The organism is Streptomyces sp. KL109B, assembly GCF_030766935.1.
Lineage (GTDB): Bacteria > Actinomycetota > Actinomycetes > Streptomycetales > Streptomycetaceae > Streptomyces.
Genome location: NZ_JASERL010000015.1, coordinates 14,923 through 31,446, shown reverse-complemented (window position 1 = coordinate 31,446; position 16,524 = coordinate 14,923). Strand labels below are relative to the sequence as shown.

The 16,524-nt window shown below is 71.1% G+C and carries 16 protein-coding genes; 11 read left to right on the top strand and 5 right to left on the bottom strand.

Translation table 11 applies throughout. The annotated features are described in order from the left end of the window. The first annotated feature begins 80 nt into the window (after nt 1–80). The 6 genes from RBJ65_RS36175 to RBJ65_RS36150 all read left to right on the top strand — a co-directional run bounded on the left by RBJ65_RS36175 (nt 81) and on the right by RBJ65_RS36150 (nt 6,678). Complete coding sequence (locus tag RBJ65_RS36175) at nt 81–653, top strand: TetR/AcrR family transcriptional regulator (RefSeq protein ID WP_306319861.1); 573 nt, start codon at nt 81–83, stop codon at nt 651–653. Between the two features lie 64 nt (nt 654–717). Further along, nucleotides 718–1,938, top strand: coding sequence for a GDSL-type esterase/lipase family protein (locus RBJ65_RS36170; RefSeq protein ID WP_306319862.1), 1,221 nt, complete (start codon nt 718–720; stop codon nt 1,936–1,938). A gap of 27 nt (nt 1,939–1,965) precedes the next feature. Next, a complete protein-coding gene (locus RBJ65_RS36165) occupies nt 1,966–3,411 on the top strand; it encodes a glyceraldehyde-3-phosphate dehydrogenase (protein WP_306319863.1) in 1,446 nt (481 codons plus the stop codon). A 325-nt stretch (nt 3,412–3,736) separates the two neighbouring features. Further along, entirely contained in the window at nt 3,737–4,675 is a 939-nt protein-coding gene (locus tag RBJ65_RS36160) for a TauD/TfdA family dioxygenase (RefSeq protein WP_306319864.1), read from the top strand. 138 nt (nt 4,676–4,813) lie between these two features. Next, nucleotides 4,814–6,031: a sensor histidine kinase gene (locus RBJ65_RS36155; protein ID WP_372341305.1), complete on the top strand. Its 1,218-nt coding sequence runs from the start codon at nt 4,814–4,816 to the stop codon at nt 6,029–6,031. Further along, entirely contained in the window at nt 6,028–6,678 is a 651-nt protein-coding gene (locus tag RBJ65_RS36150; RefSeq protein ID WP_306319865.1) for a response regulator transcription factor, read from the top strand. The genes RBJ65_RS36155 and RBJ65_RS36150 overlap by 4 nt, the downstream gene beginning before the upstream one ends. A gap of 16 nt (nt 6,679–6,694) precedes the next feature. Here RBJ65_RS36150 and RBJ65_RS36145 read toward each other — a convergent pair whose 3' ends face one another. Continuing rightward, nucleotides 6,695–7,066 (bottom strand): VOC family protein, encoded by a 372-nt coding sequence (locus RBJ65_RS36145; RefSeq protein WP_306319866.1) that lies wholly within the window; start codon nt 7,064–7,066, stop codon nt 6,695–6,697. Between the two features lie 174 nt (nt 7,067–7,240). Between RBJ65_RS36145 and RBJ65_RS36140 the strand changes: the two genes are divergently transcribed. After that, nucleotides 7,241–9,349, top strand: coding sequence for an MMPL family transporter (locus tag RBJ65_RS36140; protein WP_306319867.1), 2,109 nt, complete (start codon nt 7,241–7,243; stop codon nt 9,347–9,349). 57 nt (nt 9,350–9,406) lie between these two features. Here the strand turns inward: RBJ65_RS36140 and RBJ65_RS36135 are convergent, their stop codons facing one another. The 4 genes from RBJ65_RS36135 to RBJ65_RS36120 form a co-directional block, all read right to left on the bottom strand. Further along, entirely contained in the window at nt 9,407–9,892 is a 486-nt protein-coding gene (locus tag RBJ65_RS36135; RefSeq protein WP_306319868.1) for a thioesterase family protein, read from the bottom strand. Continuing rightward, nucleotides 9,892–10,857, bottom strand: coding sequence for a 3-hydroxyacyl-CoA dehydrogenase NAD-binding domain-containing protein (locus tag RBJ65_RS36130; RefSeq protein WP_306319869.1), 966 nt, complete (start codon nt 10,855–10,857; stop codon nt 9,892–9,894). The genes RBJ65_RS36135 and RBJ65_RS36130 overlap by 1 nt, the downstream gene beginning before the upstream one ends. An 82-nt stretch (nt 10,858–10,939) precedes the next feature. After that, nucleotides 10,940–11,830 (bottom strand): 3-keto-5-aminohexanoate cleavage protein, encoded by an 891-nt coding sequence (locus tag RBJ65_RS36125; RefSeq protein ID WP_306319870.1) that lies wholly within the window; start codon nt 11,828–11,830, stop codon nt 10,940–10,942. Between the two features lie 159 nt (nt 11,831–11,989). Beyond that, a complete protein-coding gene (locus RBJ65_RS36120) occupies nt 11,990–12,844 on the bottom strand; it encodes a TetR/AcrR family transcriptional regulator (protein WP_306319871.1) in 855 nt (284 codons plus the stop codon). Between the two features lie 265 nt (nt 12,845–13,109). On the opposite strand from RBJ65_RS36120, the gene RBJ65_RS36115 reads away from it, so the two are divergent. Genes RBJ65_RS36115 through RBJ65_RS36100 form a run of 4 tightly spaced genes read left to right on the top strand, consistent with a single transcriptional unit; the run spans nt 13,110 to nt 16,471 of the window. Next, nucleotides 13,110–14,093 carry an ABC transporter substrate-binding protein gene (locus RBJ65_RS36115; protein WP_306319872.1) on the top strand — a complete coding sequence of 328 codons (984 nt, stop codon included), beginning with the start codon at nt 13,110–13,112 and terminating at the stop codon, nt 14,091–14,093. Next, nucleotides 14,093–14,848 (top strand): ABC transporter permease, encoded by a 756-nt coding sequence (locus tag RBJ65_RS36110; RefSeq protein WP_306319899.1) that lies wholly within the window; start codon nt 14,093–14,095, stop codon nt 14,846–14,848. Before RBJ65_RS36115 ends, RBJ65_RS36110 begins: the two co-directional genes overlap by 1 nt. Beyond that, nucleotides 14,845–15,645: an ABC transporter permease gene (locus RBJ65_RS36105; protein WP_306319873.1), complete on the top strand. Its 801-nt coding sequence runs from the start codon at nt 14,845–14,847 to the stop codon at nt 15,643–15,645. Before RBJ65_RS36110 ends, RBJ65_RS36105 begins: the two co-directional genes overlap by 4 nt. Beyond that, nucleotides 15,638–16,471, top strand: a complete 834-nt coding sequence (locus tag RBJ65_RS36100) for an ABC transporter ATP-binding protein (RefSeq protein WP_306319874.1) — start codon at nt 15,638–15,640, stop codon at nt 16,469–16,471. Before RBJ65_RS36105 ends, RBJ65_RS36100 begins: the two co-directional genes overlap by 8 nt. Nucleotides 16,472–16,524: the final 53 nt, after the last annotated feature.

Here is a 16,524-nt window from a genome sequence, read left to right as displayed (position 1 = left end):
GATTTGCCTAAAGGTATTAGGCAGGTGCAGAGTGGTTGTCGGTAGTGATCGGAGGGGGCTGAGCGAGAGGTCGTACGGGCATGGCACGCGTCGGACTGACCGCGGAGCGGCTCGCCCGCGCCGGGGCCGAGCTCGCGGACGAGGTCGGGTTCGAGCACGTGACCGTCTCCGCCCTCGCCCGGCGCTTCGACGTCAAGGTCGCGAGCCTGTACTCGCACGTCAAGAGCTCGCACGAGCTGAAGACGCGCATTGCCCTGATCGCCCTCCAGGAGCTCGCCGACCGGGCCGCCGAGGCCCTCGCCGGGCGCTCCGGCAAGGACGCGCTCACCGCCTTCGCCAACGTCTACCGCGACTACGCCCGCGAACACCCCGGCCGCTACGCCGCCGCCCAGTACCGGCTCGACCCGGAGACGGCGGCGGCGAGCGCGGGAGTGCGGCACGCGCGGATGTCGCGGGCCGTCCTGCGCGGCTACGACCTCACCGAGCCCGACCAGACCCACGCCGTCCGACTCCTCGGCAGCGTCTTCCACGGCTACGTAAGCCTCGAATTGGCCGGCGGATTCAGCCACAGCGCACCCGACTCGGACGAGAGCTGGGCGCGCTCCCTGGACGCACTCGACGCCCTGCTGCGGAACTGGCCCGCACAGGCGTAACCGCTCAACGGTCCACGTGCCCGTCCACACTCAGCACACCCTTGATCAACGGATTGACGCCATCATGAACACCCCGAACCCCGTCCATGGCTTGACCAGTACCCCCATAACGGACGAGCTCGTCCACGGCGCGATCGACATTGAGCGCACCGCACGCGGCGGCCTCCTCCCGCACCGCCTCCCCGACTGGGCCCGCGCCCAGAACACGGACCCCCAGCTGGCCATGGCCGAGTCCCAGCCCGCCGGCGTCCGCCTCGCCTTCCGTACCCGCGCCACGGTCGTCGAACTCGACACGGTGCCGACCAAGCGCGTCTACGTAGGCGTGCCCCCGCGCCCCGACGGCCTCTACGACCTGCTCGTGGACGGGCGGCTCACCCGGCAGGGGAGCGTCGCGGGCGGCGACACCCTGACCATCGACATGACGAAGGGGAGCTTCGAGCACACGACCGGCGAGCCCGGCACGCTGCGCTTCGACGGCCTGCCCGACGCCGCCAAGACCGTCGAGATCTGGCTCCCGCACAACGAGACCACCGAACTGGCCGACCTGCGCACGGACGCCCCCGTAGAACCCCTCGCGCCCGCCGGGGACGCCGAGGACGCCGGACGCACGGTGTGGCTGCACCACGGCAGCTCCATCAGCCACGGCTCCGACGCCGCGAGCCCGACGACCACCTGGCCCGCGCTCGCCGCGTCCCACGGCGGCGTCGAGCTGATCAACCTGGGGTTCGGCGGCGGCGCGTTGATCGACCCGTTCACCGCGCGCACCCTGCGGGACACCCCGGCCGACATCATCAGCGTCAAGCTCGGGATCAATGTCGTCAATGCCGACCTGATGCGCATGCGGGCCTTCACCCCGGCCGTCCACGGCTTCCTCGACACCATCCGCGAGGGCCACCCGACGACCCCGCTCCTCGTCGTCTCGCCGATCTTCTGCCCGATCCACGAGCAGACCCCGGGACCCGGCGCCCCCGACTTCAGCACGCTCGCGAGCGGCCAGCTGAAGTTCATGGCCACGGGCGACCCGGCCGAAGTCGCCCAGGGCAAGCTCACCCTTGAGACGATCCGCGCCGAGCTGGCCCGCATCGTCGCCCAGCGCGCCGCCGAGGACCCGAACCTGCACTACCTCGACGGCCGCGAGCTGTACGGCGAGCAGGACCACGCGGAGCTCCCGCTGCCGGACGCCCTGCACCCCGACGCGGCCACCCACTGCCGCATCGGCGAGCGCTTCGCCGACCTGGGAATCGGCCCGCTGATCGATCAGCCGAACGGGCGGGTTAGCATATGAGCGCCGCCTAGCTCGAAAGAGACGCACGTGACTGTCAACGACGACTCGTTCACCAACTGGAAGCACCGCGAGGAGACCGCGGAGGCAATGATCCCGATCATCGGGAAGCTGCACCGCGAGCGGGACGTGAACGTCCTGCTGCACAGCCGCTCCTTGGTGAACAAGTCGGTGGTCAGCCTGCTCAAGGCCCACCGATTCGCCCGCCAGATCGCCGGCGAGGAGCTCTCGGTCACCGAGACGATGCCCTTCCTGAAGGCCCTCGCCGAGCTCGACCTCGGGCCCTCCCAGATCGACATCGGCATGCTCGCCGCGACGTACAAGGCCGACGAACGGGGCCTGAGCGTCGAGGAGTTCACCGCCGAGGCCGTCGCGGGCGCCACCGGCGCCCTGAAGCTGGAGCGCGGTGAGGGCCGCGACGTCGTCCTGTACGGCTTCGGCCGCATCGGCCGCCTCGTCGCCCGCCTGCTCATCGAGAAGGCGGGCTCCGGCAACGGGCTGCGGCTGCGCGCCATCGTCGTGCGCGGCGGCGGCGAGCAGGATCTCGTGAAGCGCGCCTCCTTGCTGCGCCGTGACTCGATCCACGGCCAGTTCCAGGGCACGATCACCGTTGACGAGGCGAACAGCACGATCAACGCCAACGGCAACGCGATCAAGGTGATCTACGCCAACGACCCCTCCGAGGTCGACTACACGGCGTACGGCATCAAGGACGCCATCCTCATCGACAACACCGGCAAGTGGCGCGACCGCGAGGGCCTCTCCACGCACCTGCGCCCCGGTATCGACAAGGTCGTCCTCACCGCGCCCGGCAAGGGCGACGTGCCGAACATCGTGCACGGCGTCAACCACGACATGATCAAGCCGGACGAGAACATCCTGTCCTGCGCCTCCTGCACCACCAACGCGATCGTGCCGCCGCTCAAGGCGATGGCCGACGAGTACGGCGTGGTGCGCGGTCACGTGGAGACCGTCCACTCGTTCACCAACGACCAGAACCTGCTGGACAACTACCACAAGGCCGACCGCCGCGGCCGGTCCGCGCCGCTCAACATGGTCATCACCGAGACCGGCGCCGCCTCCGCCGTCGCGAAGGCCCTGCCGGACCTCAAGGCGCCGATCACCGGCTCCTCGATCCGCGTGCCCGTCCCGGACGTCTCGATCGCCATCCTCAGTCTGCGCCTGGGCCGCGAGACGACTCGCGAGGAGGTTCTCGACCACCTCCGCGACGTCTCGCTGACCTCGCCGCTGCGCCGCCAGATCGACTTCACGGACTCGCCCGACGCGGTCTCCAGCGACTTCATCGGCTCGCGGCACGCCTCGATCGTCGACGCGGGCCCGACCAAGGTCGACGGCGACAACGCGATCCTCTACCTCTGGTACGACAACGAGTTCGGCTACTCGTGCCAGGTGATCCGCGTCGTCCAGCACGTCTCCGGCGTCGAGTACCCGACGTTCCCGGCGCCCACCGCCTGACCACGCGCGCGTACAGCACCCGAGGCCGGTCCCGCAGCATGCGGGGCCGGCCTCGCGGCACTTGACGGGATGATCAACCAAGCCGCAGGATGGGGGGCATGTTCACGCATCGCACCCACGCTCCCGGAACGGCCATCGTGCCGGACCGATGTGGTTGTGCGCGCAGCGGCTTGTAGCGGACATCTGAAGTCCCTCGTCGCTTAAGTCACCGTACGTTTATTACGTCACCGCACGTTTTTCCGCCGCGCCCCGCCGACCCTGGTGCGGGCCGCGCACGTACGGGCATCGCCCGCACCCCCATCACCGCGTGCCTTCGGAGAGCCTCATGTCCGTCATCGACACCCCGCCCACCCAGACGCTCCGCCCCGCCCACATCCCCGCCGACGGCCTCTACGAGGGGCGTCGCGTCCTGAACCGCACCCCCGAGGGCTGGCAGGACCGCCCCTACGAACTCTTCGAGCTGGTCCCGCAGGGCGCCACCATCGGCGCCGAGATCCGCGGCCTCGACCTGAACCGGCCGATCTCCCCGGAGCTGCGCGAGGAGTTGAACCGGGCGCTGCTCGAATGGAAGGTCCTGTTCTTCCGCGGCCAGCACCTCAGCAGCGAGCGGCAGCGTGAATTCGCCCTGAACTGGGGCGAGTTGGAGACCAACCCGATCCTGGAGCGCGGCGACAGCGACGACGTCGTCCGCTTCGACAAGGGCGCCGGCGGCGTGCCCAGCTACGAGAACGTGTGGCACACCGACGTCACCTTCCGCGAACGCCCCGCCCTGGGCGCCGTGTTGCAGCTGCGCGAGGTCCCGCCGTTCGGCGGCGACACCATGTGGGCCGACATGGCGGCCGCGTACGACAACCTGTCCGACGACGTGAAGGCGCGCATCGAGGGCGCCGAGGCCGAGCACGACTTCCTGCCGGGCTTCCGCCGCTTCTACGGTCCCGAACGGCTCGCCCAGTGGCAGGAGTTGTTCCCGCCGGTCGTCCACCCCGTCGTGCGCCGCCACCCCGAGACCGGGCGCCGCATGCTGTTCGTGAACACCTCCTTCACCACCCGGATCCTCGGCATGGAGCGCGCCGAGAGCGACCGGCTGCTGCGGCTGCTCTACCAGCAGGCGCACGTGCCGGAGTTCCAGGTGCGGTTCCACTGGCAGGCGGGCGACATCGCGTTCTGGGACAACCGGGCCACCCAGCACTACGCGGTCGCCGACTACGGCGACGCCCGCCGGGTCGCCGAACGCGTCGCCATCGCGGGGGACCGCCCCTTCTAGGCACCCGGAGGAACTGGTGCGTGCGGCGGCCCGAAATCCCTCTCCCCGGTGAGGAGTTGGGCGGGCCGCCGCCTCGATACTGGGCTCGCGGGACATCCAGTCATCCCGCGCCTGGACCGGGCCACGAGGAGCCGCACCATGCGCCTGCCGAGCCGAACTCCGCTGCTGTCGAGCCGCACCATGCGGCTGCCGCACCGCGCCGGCCCGTACGTCGTCGACGGGGCCCTCGCGGCCCTCGTCCTGTTCGCCGTGTCGCTGCAGTTCCTCTTCCCCGACGAGGACGGCGACCCGCTGTCCTGGCAGGGCTTCCTGCTGGGCGCGGGCACGGCGGTGCCGCTGATCTGGCGGCGGCGCGCGCCGTTCCTGTGCGCGTCCGCCGTCTCCTGTGCCACCCCGGCGATGGCCGTGTACCACGCGCCGCCGCCGGACGTCGCGTACGGCGGGCTCGTCGTGCTCTACACGGTCGCCGCGTACTCGGACCCGATACGGCGCCGCGTCATGCTCGTCGGCTGGATGATCGGCGCCTCGGCGACGATGGCGATGAAAGAGCACGCCGAGCCCTTCGAGTACGCCTTCCACCTGCTCAGCCTGCTCAGCGCCTTCGGTTTCGGCGTGCTCGCCCGTACCCAACGCGCGTACACCGCCGCCCTGGAGGAACGCGCCCGCGCCGTGGAACGGGAGCGCGCGAACGACCGCGCCAGGGCCGTCGCCAGCGAACGCGCCCGCATCGCCCGCGACATGCACGACGTCGTCGGCCACGCCGTCAGCCTCATGGTCGTACAGGCCGAGGCGGGACCCGTCGTGGTGCGCAGCAACCCCGCGCGGGCCGAGGCCGCGTTCGACGCCATCGCGGGCGCCGGACGCGAGGCCATGCAGCAACTCCGCCTGATCCTCGGCGTGTTGACGGACACCGGGAACGGCAGGAGCGGCGGCCTCGAAGCCCCCGTCCCCGGCCTCGCCCGCCTCCCCGACCTGATCCGCCAGGTCTCCGCGAGCACCGACGTGACCGTCACCCTGGACATCACAGGGCCGCCCCGCCCCCTCGGCCCCGAAACGGAGACGGCCGCGTACCGCATCGTCCAGGAAGCCCTGACCAACACCGTCAAGCACGCGTACGCTGCCCGAGCGGACGTACAACTCGACTGGGGGGAACGGGAGTTGGCGATCACCGTGACGGACGACGGAACCGGCGGCGGCGCGCCGGGGCCCGATGCGGGCCGCGGGCTCGTCGGTATCGAGGAGCGCGCCGCGGCCTGCGGCGGCAGCGCGCGCAGCGGGCCGGGCCCGCACGGCGGATTCCGGGTCACCGCACGGCTGCCCGTGGCCCACAGGCCCGCCGCCGAAAGAGCGCCATGAGCATCCGCGTCGTCGTCGCCGACGACCAGGAACTGGTGCGCAGCGGCTTCACCATGATCCTCGACGCGCAGCCCGACATCGAGGTCGTCGCCGAGGCCGCCGACGGGAACGAGGCCGTCACCGCCGTGCGCCGGCACGCCCCGGACGTCCTCCTCCTCGACATCCGCATGCCGCACATGGACGGCATCGAGGCGGCGCGCCGCGTCTGCGAACAGTCCGGTTGCCGCGTCGTCATGCTGACGACCTTCGACCTCGACGAGTACGTCTACGACGCGCTGTACGCGGGCGCGTCCGGGTTCCTGCTCAAGGACGTGCGCCGCGACGACCTCGTGCACGCGGTGCGCGTCGTCGCGGCCGGCGACTCCCTCCTCGCCCCGTCCGTGACCCGCCGCCTCGTCGCCGACATCACCCGCCGTCGGCCCAAGTCCCCCGAACCGACCGGCCTTTCGGGCCTCACAGCCCGCGAGACCGAGACCCTGCGCCAGCTCGCGCGCGGCCTCACCAACGCGGAGATCGCCGCGACCCTCCACGTCAGCGAACACACCGTCAAGACACATGTCAGCAACGTCCTGAGCAAGCTGGGCCTGCGCGACCGCGTGCAGGCGGTCATCTGCGCGTACGAGTCGGGCCTCGTGGCGCCCGGATAGGCCCGGCTCGCGCCGCTCACCCGATCAGGGTCCGCTTCGGACGGACCACGCAGAACTCGTTGCCCTCCGGGTCCGCGAGCACCGTCCACGACTCGTCGCCGCTCTGCCCCACGTCCGCGCGGCGCGCCCCGAGCCCGACGAGCCGCTCGATCTCGGCGTCCCGGTCGTCGGCGGCGCAGGTCAGGTCGAGATGCAGCCGGTTCTTGACCGCCTTGCGGTCCGGCACCGGCATGAAACAGATGCCGACCGGGGCGTTCTCGTCCGGGCCGATCACCACCTCCCGCTCCCGCTCCGACAGGATCCGCCAGCGCAGCGCGGCCGCCCAGAACCGGGCGAGCGCGGGCAGGTCGTGGGCGTCGATGACGATGTGGTGCAGCGCAACAGGCATGCGGGCCACTGTGCCCCGCGCGGCCCGCGCCTGTCCCTCACTCGCGCGACCCATCTCCGCGGTCCCGCCTCCCTCTCGCGCGTGAGCCGCCAAAACGCCCGCCCCGGCGATCCGCAGGACACCCCCGCGCGGCGACTCTGACGGGGACCCACCGGAACCCGCCGAGGAGGCGTCGTGCTCAGCACACTCGCAAGGGTGGCGACCCGCCGCCCACGAACCGTGATCCTCACCTGGATCGCCCTGATCGTGCTCGGCTTCGGGCTCGGCACCGGCGTCTTCGGCCGGCTCTCCGACGCGGTCCCGGACGTGCCGGGCACCGAGTCCGACCGCACCGCCCAACTCCTCGACGACGTCGACCCGCGCGGCGAAGCGCTCACCGCCGTCGTCGAGGCGCCGCGCGTCACCGACCCCGAACTCCGCGCCCAGGTGGAGCGGTCCGTCGCGGACCTGCGGCGTGTCACCGGCGTCGCCGCCGTCCCCGACCCGTACGCCACCGAGGGCCTCGCCTCCCGCGACGGCCGCGCGCTCATCGTGCCCGTCACCCTCAAGGGCGGCCTCGACGACGACCAGGAGGACGAGACCGTCGACGCCGTCGCCGACCGGGTCAAGGCGATCGACGGCGGCGACGTGCACGTCAGCGGCGGCCCGCTGCTCGGCAAACAGCTCGGCGAACGCGCCCAAGAGGACGTCAAACGCGCCGAGTTGATATCCCTCCCCGTCGTACTCGGACTGCTCCTGCTCATCTTCGGCGGACTGCGGGCCGCCGGTCTTCCCCTGCTCGTGGCGGTCAGCGGAGTGGCGGGCGCGTTCCTCGCCCTGTTCGGCTTCAGCCAGATCACCGAGATCTCCGTGTACGTCGTCCAGGTGACGACCATGCTCGGCCTCGGCCTCGCCGTGGACTACGCGCTGCTGATGGTCGTGCGGTTCCGGGAGGAGCGGCGGACCGGCGCGGACGTCGCCGAGGCCGTGCACCGCACCGTCGAACGCGCGGGCCGCACCATCCTGTTCTCCGGCCTCACCGTCGCCGTCAGCCTCAGCGGACTGCTCGTCTTCCCCAGCCCGTTCCTGCGCAGCATGGGCCTGGCTGTCGCCGCCGTCGTGGTCGTCGACATGCTCGCCGCGCTGACCCTGCTGCCCGCGCTGCTCACCAGGTTCGGCGCCCGCATCGCCCCGGCGAAGAAACTGCCGCCGGGCGCCGAGGGCCGCGTCTTCGCCCGCCTCGCCCGCTTCGCGGCCCGCCGCCCGCTCGCCGTCACGACCGTGAGCGTCCTCGCCCTGCTCACCCTCGCGCTGCCGGTCTCCAACCTGCGCATCGACATCGGCGACGCCCGCCAACTCCCCGCCTCCACCGAGGCCCGACAGGTCTACGACGCCGTGGACGCGCACTACCCGGCGGGCGCCGGCGTCGACCCGATCGTCGTCGTGGCGCGCCCCGGCACGGACCCGGCGTTCGCCTCTCGGGTGAAGGCCCTGGACGGGGTCGCGTCCGCCGAGACCCAGACCCTCGACGACGGCACCCGCGTCCTGCGCGTCACCCCCGCGGGCCCCGCGGACGGCGCCACAGCGACCCAACTGGTGGAAAAAGTACGGGAGTTGCGCGCCGACGAACCGGTGAAGGTGGCCGGTACGGCAGCCCGCCTCGTCGACTTCCGACACATGATCGGCGACCGCGCGCCCTGGGCCGCGCTCACCGTCCTCCTCGGCATCCTGGCCCTGCTCTTCGCGTTCACCGGCTCCGTACTGATCCCGCTGCGCACGGTCCTCACCACCCTGCTCAGCCTGGGCGCCGCGCTCGGCGTGGTGGTTCTCGTCTTCCAGGACGGACATTTCGCGTCCTGGCTCGGCGGGGAGGGCCTCGGCTCGCTGAGCCTGACCGCGCCCCCGCTGATCGTCGCGATCGCCTTCGGGCTCGCCATGGACTACGAGCTGTTCATCCTCGCCCGGATGCGCGAGTCGTGGCACGCGACGGGCGACGCGCGGGAGGCCGTGGTGACCGGACTGCGCCGCTCCGGCCGCGTCGTGAGCTGCGCGGCGCTGCTCCTCGCCGTCGTCTTCGGCGCCTTCATGACGGGCGGCTTCGCCCCCATCCTGGAGATCGGCCTCGGCCTCACCCTGGCCGTCGTGATCGACGCGACGCTCGTACGGATGCTGCTCGTACCGGCGACGATGGCGCTCATGGGCACGCGCGCGTGGTGGGCACCGCGAGCGCTGCGCACGCTGCACGACCGGTTCGGCCTCCACGAAGAGGCCCCGTCCGAACGGGAGTTGGTGCCGCGTCCCTGAGAACGGCGTACGCGCGTGGGCCCCGGACACACGGTCCGGGGCCCGGAACGGTCTCCGTCAGACGACGGCGATCGAGCGGCCCGCCCACTCGGGAGCGGGCTCCGTCAGCTCGGTGAAGCGGTCACGGACGGCGGCCGGGAACTCGGCCGCCTTTCCCGCCTCCTGGTCGACGTGGATCGCCAGCAGCTCGGTGGTAGCCACCGGAGCCGCGTTCGGCGCCGGCTCGCCCGCCTCGTCGTCCACCACGAACATCTCGTGCGTGAACCGCGCCTTCTTCGACGCCGCCCCCAACACCCGCGTACGGATGGCGAGATGGGCGCCCTCGGGCACGTCACGCAGATAGCGTATGTGCGACTCGACCGTGTAGAGCGAGCAGTGCGTGGTCTCCCGGTACGTGGAGTCCAGGCCCGTCTCGATCATCATGGCGTCGGTGGCGTGCCCGAAGGCGAGCACGTAGAACGCCTCGCTCATGTGACCGTTGTAGTCGATCCACTCGGGGCGGACGGTGCGGTGCAGCAGGGGGAGCCCGGTGGTCGTGGTCATCACTGGCCCGCCTTGGGGTTCAGGCGGCCCGTGGCGCGCAGCACGTCGATGACGCCCTGGTCGCGCTCGGCGACGAGCTCGGCGATGGAACGGCCGTCGGCGGCGACATCGCAGCCCGCGACCACCGAGTCGTACAGCTGCTTGTCGAGCTCCGGGGCCTCAAGGCGCGTCCACGGCGACTTCAGGGACGGGCCGAAGTGGTCCAGCATGTGCGCCATGCCGCCCTCGCCGCCCGCGAGCGCGAAGGTCAGCATCGGGCCCATGAACGCCCAGCGCAGACCGGGCCCTTCGGTGATCGAGTCGTCGATCTCCTTCACGGTGGCCTCGCCGTTGGCGACCATGTGCAGCGCCTCGCGCCACAGGGCCTCCTGAAGGCGGTTGGCGATGAAGCCCGGCACCTCGCGGTCCATCGTGATGACGGACTTGCCCGCGACGTCGTAGAAGCGGGACGCCCACGCGGTGGCGTCGGCGTCGGTCTTCTCGCCGCCGACGACCTCGACGAGCGGGATCAGGTACGGCGGGTTGAACGGGTGGCCGACGACCAGGCGCGCCGGGTTCGCGGCCGTGGTCTGCATGTCGGTCATCGGGTAGCCGGAGGTCGACGACGCGATGACGACGCCCTCCGGGGCGGCCGCGTCGAGCCGCGACAGCAGATCACGCTTGAGGTCGAGGTCCTCCGGCGCGCTCTCCTGCACGAACTCGGCGTCGGCGACGGCCTCTTCGAGGGTCGGGGCCACCGTGAGCCGGTCGCGGGAGGCGCCCTCGGCGAGACCCATCTCGGTCAGGGCGGGCCAGGCGGCGTCGACGAGGCGGCGCAGCTTCTGCTCGGCGTCGGGCGCCGGGTCCCAGGCCGTCACGTCGTAACCGCGCGCCAGGAAGTGGGCGACCCAGCCGCCGCCGATGACGCCGGCTCCGACGCAGGCGACCCGGCGGACGTCTTCGGGAGCGGTGGTGGGGGAGGTCATGAGGGTGGTGCTGCCTTCCGGTGGGGGTTGATCAACGTTGAGGGGGGGAGTGGGAGAGTTTCGTGTGTGGTGGGGACGCGGTTCAAGGCCGCGGCTTCAGGCCGAGCGTCGCGCGGGCCTCGTCCGGCGTGGCGACGCGCGAACCGAGGGATTCCGTAATGGTGACGGCGCGCTCGACGAGCTGGGCGTTGGTCGCCTTGTTGCCCTTGCCGAGGTACAGGTTGTCCTCAAGACCGACACGCGCGTGCCCGCCGAGCAGGATGGACTGCGCGACCCACGGCATCTGCATCCGGCCGAGCGCGAAGCTCGCGAACTGGGCGCCCTCCGGCAGCATGTTGACCATCGACTGCAGCACGCCCGGGTCGGCCGGGGCGCCCCACGGGATGCCCATGCACAGCTGGAACACGGTCGGGTCGTCGAGCAGCCCCTCCGCGAGCAGCTGCTTCGCGAACCACAGCTGACCGGTGTCGAAGATCTCCAACTCCGGCCGCACACCCAGCTCCTGGATGCGCTTGGCGCCCTGGCGCAGCATGTCCGGCGTCGACACGTACAGGTTCGAGCCGTCACCGAAGTTCAGCGAACCGCAGTCGAGCGTGCAGATGTCGGGCAGCAGGTCCTCGACGTGCGGCAGCCGGTCGAGCCCGCTGACGAGGTCGGTGCCGGCCAGATGGGTCGTCGGGTCGTCCGGGTCGATCACCAGGTCGCCGCCCATTCCGGCGGTCAGGTTGATGACGACGTCGACGCCGGTCTCCTTGATCCGCTCGACGACCTCCCGGTACAGCTTCGTGTCCCGCGACGGCGCACCGGTCTCCGGGTCCCGCACATGAATGTGCACGACCGCGGCCCCCGCGTCCGCCGCCTCCACGGCGTTCTTCGCGATCTGCTCGGGCGTCACGGGAACGTGCGGACTCTTCCGCACGGTGTCACCGGCTCCGGTGAGCGCGGCGGTGATGATGACGTTCTGGTTGGGCATGAGAACCTCCCGGGTTGATCAACTTTTAGCCCCTGCGGCGATTGAGCAGCGGGGTCCGGGGCAGCGCCCCGATCTTTCAAGCCTCGGCGGTGGATGACCACGATCAAGCCCCGCCGGCGATTGAGGCGCGGGGTCCGGGGCAGCGCCCCGCGACGTCGACTACGGCTCCGCGATCACACAGTCCACGTAAGAGAGCAGCGCCGCGTGCATCGCATCAGCGGCGGCGTCGACCGTCTCCCGGCTCACCGAAAGGACTTGCGTGGCCAGCCCGTCAATGAGCGCGGTCAACGCATACGCCGCGGCCGCAGGATCAACGGAGGCCCGAAACACCCCCTGGTCGACCCCGCGGCGCAGAACGTCCGCCACGGTCTCCCGCCACTGCCGGTAGTACTCGGTGTGCAACCGCCCCACGGTCGTGGACCGCGCGGCCTCGGCCCACAGGTCGAGCCACACCGTCCACTGCCTCCGCTGCTGCTCGGTGCGCGGCGTCTGCAACTCGATGAGCTGCCGCAGCTCGGCCGCCGCGTCGTCCGCCTCCGCGAGATGCGCGGCACGCTGCGCGGTGTCCTCGTCCATGCACCACCGCACCGCGGCCTCCAGGAGGTCCGCGCGACCGGGGAAGTGGTAGTGGATCGCGGCGGTGCTGGTGGCGCAGGCGCGGGCGATGTCGGAGACGCGCACCGCGTGGAACCCGTGCTCGGCGACCAGCCGGACCGTCTCACGGACGATCTGCAGCGGCCGCCCGCCCGTCACGGGCGCGGACTCCGGGGCCTCGGCCTCGGCCTCCTGCGGCCGCGCGCCGAGCAGCCAGCCCGCGTCGACGCGCCCTTCGTCGGCGATCCGCGCCAGCTCGGCCGCCGTGAACCGGCGGGTGCCGCTCAGGGAGCGGGACAGCTTCGACGGGTCCATGACGATCCGGCGCGCGAACTCGCGCTGGCTGACACCGGCCGCCGTGATGACCTCACGGACGCGGGCGGCGGTGTCGGCACGGGGTGCCTCGTTGCTGGATTCCACGGTGGAAGACCCTAACCACATGTTGAGAAGAACTCAACACAGAGCTCGCCCATATCCCGTAAACACAGGCCATTGAGCCTCTGACTTTCTCATCAGTCACCATCACAACACCGTCGAGGATTCGTATACGGTTCGTATACAACGCGCGGCGCACACAAAGAGTGCGCTGTGAATCGTGCCAACACCCTTGCCTCCAGGCGGTGTTGACCCTCTAAGGTGCGGCCCTACGTTCCCGCCGAGCACCAGGGCCCCCAGGGGGATACCCATGCGCCGCACGCGTCGCTCGCTCACCGTCATCCCGGCCATGGCGCTGCTCGCCGCGACCGCGGCCTGCGGCTCGGACGGCTCTTCGCCCGGCTCCGCCAAGGACAGCGGCGGGTCCGGGGGCACCACACAGCTCAAGATCGGCGTCATCCCGATCGTCGACGTCGCGCCCCTGTACCTGGGGCAGAAGAAGGGCTTCTACGAAAAGCAGGGCCTGAGCCTGTCCATGACCATGGCGCAGGGCGGCGCGGCGATCGTGCCCGGCGTCGTCAGCGGCCAGTTCCAGTTCGGCTTCTCGAACTCCACGTCGCTGATGGTCGCCCAGTCCAAGGGCGTCCCCGTCAAGGTCGTCGTCAACGGCGTCGGCTCGACCGGCAAGGACGGCGCGGACTTCGGCGCCGTCGTCGTGAGCAAGGACAGCCCGATCAAGTCCGCCAAGGACCTTGAGGGCAAGAAGGTCGCCGTCAACACGCTCAAGAACATCAATGACACCACCGTCCGGGAATCCGTCCGCAAGGACGGCGGCGACCCCTCCAAGGTGAAGTTCGTCGAGCTCGCCTTCGACCAGATGCCCGCCGCCCTCGACAAGGGACAGGTCGACGCCGCCCAGGTCGTCGAGCCCGCCACCGCCACCGTCAAGGCGCAGGGCGGCCGCGTCATCGCCTCCAACTATGTGGACACCGCCCGCAAGTTGACCGTCGCGATGTACTTCTCTTCGAGTCAATACATCGATCAACACCCGGACATCGTCAAGAAGTTCAACGCCGCCACCCAGCAGTCCCTCACCTACGCCAACGGCCACCCCGACGAGGTCCGGGACATCGTCCGTACGTACACGAAGATCCCGCAGTCCACCCTCGACAAGGTGACCCTGCCGGCCTGGCCCGCGCAGTGGAACCGTCCCTCGCTCGACACCCTCGCCAAGCTCGGCGACCAGGACGGCCTGTTCGCGAAGACCCCCGACCTGGACGCGCTGCTGCCGTGATCCCCGGCCTCGTCGGACTGCTCGTGTGCGCGGCACTGTGGGAGGCGGCGGCGCGCACCGGCCTGGTGAACCCCGACTTCCTGCCGCCCTTCACGACCACCCTGAAGGCTCTGCGCGGCGAACTCGCCGACACCGCCTTCTGGACCGCCCTCGGCGACACCCTCACCGGCTGGGCGCTCGGCCTCGCCCTCGCCACCGCGGGCGGCGTGCTCGCGGGCCTCGTCATCGCCACCGTCCCGTATCTGCGCGAACTCACCGCGTCCACCGTCGAGTTCCTGCGCCCCATCCCGTCCGTCGCGCTCATCCCGCTCGCGATCCTGCTCTACGGCACGCAGCTGCGCTCGGTGCTGCTGCTCGTCGTGTACGCCGCGTTCTGGCAGGTGCTCGTGCAGGTGCTGTACGGGGTACGCGACGTGGACCCGGTCGCAGAGGACACCGCGCGCGCCTTCGGGCTCGGCACGTGGGCGCGGGTCCGGCACGTCGTGTGGCCGACGGCCCTGCCGTACGTGATGACGGGTGTACGGCTCGCGGCGTCCGTAGCGTTGATCCTCGCCATCACCGTCGAACTCGTCATCGGTGCACCGGGGTTGGGACACCGGATCAATGTTGCGCAGAGTTCGCAGGCCGTCCCGGACATGTACGCATTGATCCTCGTCACTGGATGCCTCGGCGTATTGATCAACACTGGAGCGCGCTTCGTGGAACGCCGCGCCCTGTCCTGGCACCAGTCCGTACGAGCGCAGGCCCCGGCGTGAGCCGCACACTCCGCGCCCTGCGCGCCACCGCCCTCGCAGTCGCCCTCCCGTGCGTCCTGATCGCCGTCTGGTGGTTCGCCTCCGACGCCAGCACCAGCTTCTACGCACCACCCCTGCGCACGATCCTGTCCCGCTTCGACGACACCTGGACGCCCGCCCGTCTCCACGACGACGTCCTGCCCAGCGTGCTGCGCCTGCTCGCCGGATACGCCGCCGCGGGCGTCGCCGGAGTGGCGCTCGGCGTCGTCCTCGGCTCCTCGCGCCGCGCCCGCGCGTTCTGCGAACCGGCCCTCGAGTTCCTGCGGGCGGTGCCGCCACCCGTCCTCGTCCCCGTGATCATGCTGTTCGCGGGCATCGGCGACACCATGAAGATCGCCGTGATCGCCTCGGGGTGTGTCTGGCCGGTGCTGCTCAACACGGCCGCGGGCGTACGCGCCGTGGACCAGGTCGCGGCCGAGACGGCCCGCTCGTACGGCATCGCGGGAGCGGCCCGACTGCGCCACCTGGTGCTCCCCGCCGCGAGCCCGCAGATCTTCACGGGCCTGCGCCAGGCCCTGTCCATCGGCGTCATCCTCATGGTCATCAGCGAGATGTACGCCTCCAGCAGCGGACTCGGCTTCGCCGTCGTGGAGTTCCAACGCTCCTTCGCCGTACCGGAGATGTGGACCGGCATCCTCGTCCTCGGCCTGCTCGGCGTGGTCCTCGCGCTGCTGTTCCGGCTCGTCGAACGGCGGGTACTCGGCTGGTACCACGGATCGCGCGGGGCGCGGCGGAAGGCGGGCGACGGCGGTGCTTGAGGTCAACGGGCTGCGCAAGCTCTACGAGGGTTCGGGGCGGCAGGTGGAGGCGCTGCGCGACCTGACGTTCCGGCTCGACGCCGGCGAGCTGGTGTGCGTCGTCGGCCCCTCCGGATGCGGCAAGACGACGCTCCTGAAGTGCGTGGCCGGACTCCTTCGCCCGACCGGCGGCACCGTCACCCTGGGCGGCGTACGCGTGACAGGACCGCGCCCCGGCCTCGCCGTCGTCTTCCAGGAGTACGGGCGCAGCCTCTTCCCGTGGATGCGGGTCGCCGAGAACGTCGAACTCCCGCTGCGGCAACGGAAGTCCATGCCCAGGGCGACCCGCCACGCGCGCGTGGCCGAGGCCCTGGCAGCGGTCGGCCTCGAAGGCGTCCACCGCGCCTACCCGTGGGAGCTCTCCGGCGGCATGCAGCAACGCGTCGCCATCGCGCGCGCGTTGGCGTACGAGCCGGACGTGCTCCTCATGGACGAGCCGTTCGCGGCCGTCGACGCCCAGACCCGCGCCGACCTGGAGGACCTGGTGCGCGGCCTGTGGCGGGAGCGCGGCATGACGGTCCTGTTCGTCACCCACGACATCGACGAGGCCGTCTACCTGGGGGAGCGGGTACTGGTCCTGAGCGCGTCGCCGACCGTGGTCCTGGAGGACGTCCCGGTCCAACTACCCGCAAAACGCGACCAGTTGACGACGCGGGCGGACGCCCGGTTCACGGCCCTGCGGAGCCGGGTCCTGGAGCTGATCCGCGAGGGCGGCGGCGCCGGAACCGGTGACGGGCCCCGTGACCAGGTCGGCGACAGCCCCGATGACCTCAAGAGCCCCCGGTAACCCCGCGTACCACCGCACGCCCCGCCCGATTTCCCCGACCCGCCCCCGAATGC

Bases quoted from the DNA above. Each gene is read 5' to 3' on its own strand.
- RBJ65_RS36175 (WP_306319861.1), top strand. From the start codon at position 81: ATGGCACGCGTCGGACTGACCGCGGAGCGGCTCGCCCGCGCCGGGGCC.
- RBJ65_RS36170 (WP_306319862.1), top strand. From the start codon at position 718: ATGAACACCCCGAACCCCGTCCATGGCTTGACCAGTACCCCCATAACG.
- RBJ65_RS36160 (WP_306319864.1), top strand. From the start codon at position 3,737: ATGTCCGTCATCGACACCCCGCCCACCCAGACGCTCCGCCCCGCCCAC.
- RBJ65_RS36155 (WP_372341305.1), top strand. From the start codon at position 4,814: ATGCGCCTGCCGAGCCGAACTCCGCTGCTGTCGAGCCGCACCATGCGG.
- RBJ65_RS36150 (WP_306319865.1), top strand. From the start codon at position 6,028: ATGAGCATCCGCGTCGTCGTCGCCGACGACCAGGAACTGGTGCGCAGC.
- RBJ65_RS36145 (WP_306319866.1), bottom strand. From the start codon at position 7,066: ATGCCTGTTGCGCTGCACCACATCGTCATCGACGCCCACGACCTGCCC.
- RBJ65_RS36135 (WP_306319868.1), bottom strand. From the start codon at position 9,892: ATGACCACGACCACCGGGCTCCCCCTGCTGCACCGCACCGTCCGCCCC.
- RBJ65_RS36130 (WP_306319869.1), bottom strand. From the start codon at position 10,857: ATGACCTCCCCCACCACCGCTCCCGAAGACGTCCGCCGGGTCGCCTGC.
- RBJ65_RS36125 (WP_306319870.1), bottom strand. From the start codon at position 11,830: ATGCCCAACCAGAACGTCATCATCACCGCCGCGCTCACCGGAGCCGGT.
- RBJ65_RS36115 (WP_306319872.1), top strand. From the start codon at position 13,110: ATGCGCCGCACGCGTCGCTCGCTCACCGTCATCCCGGCCATGGCGCTG.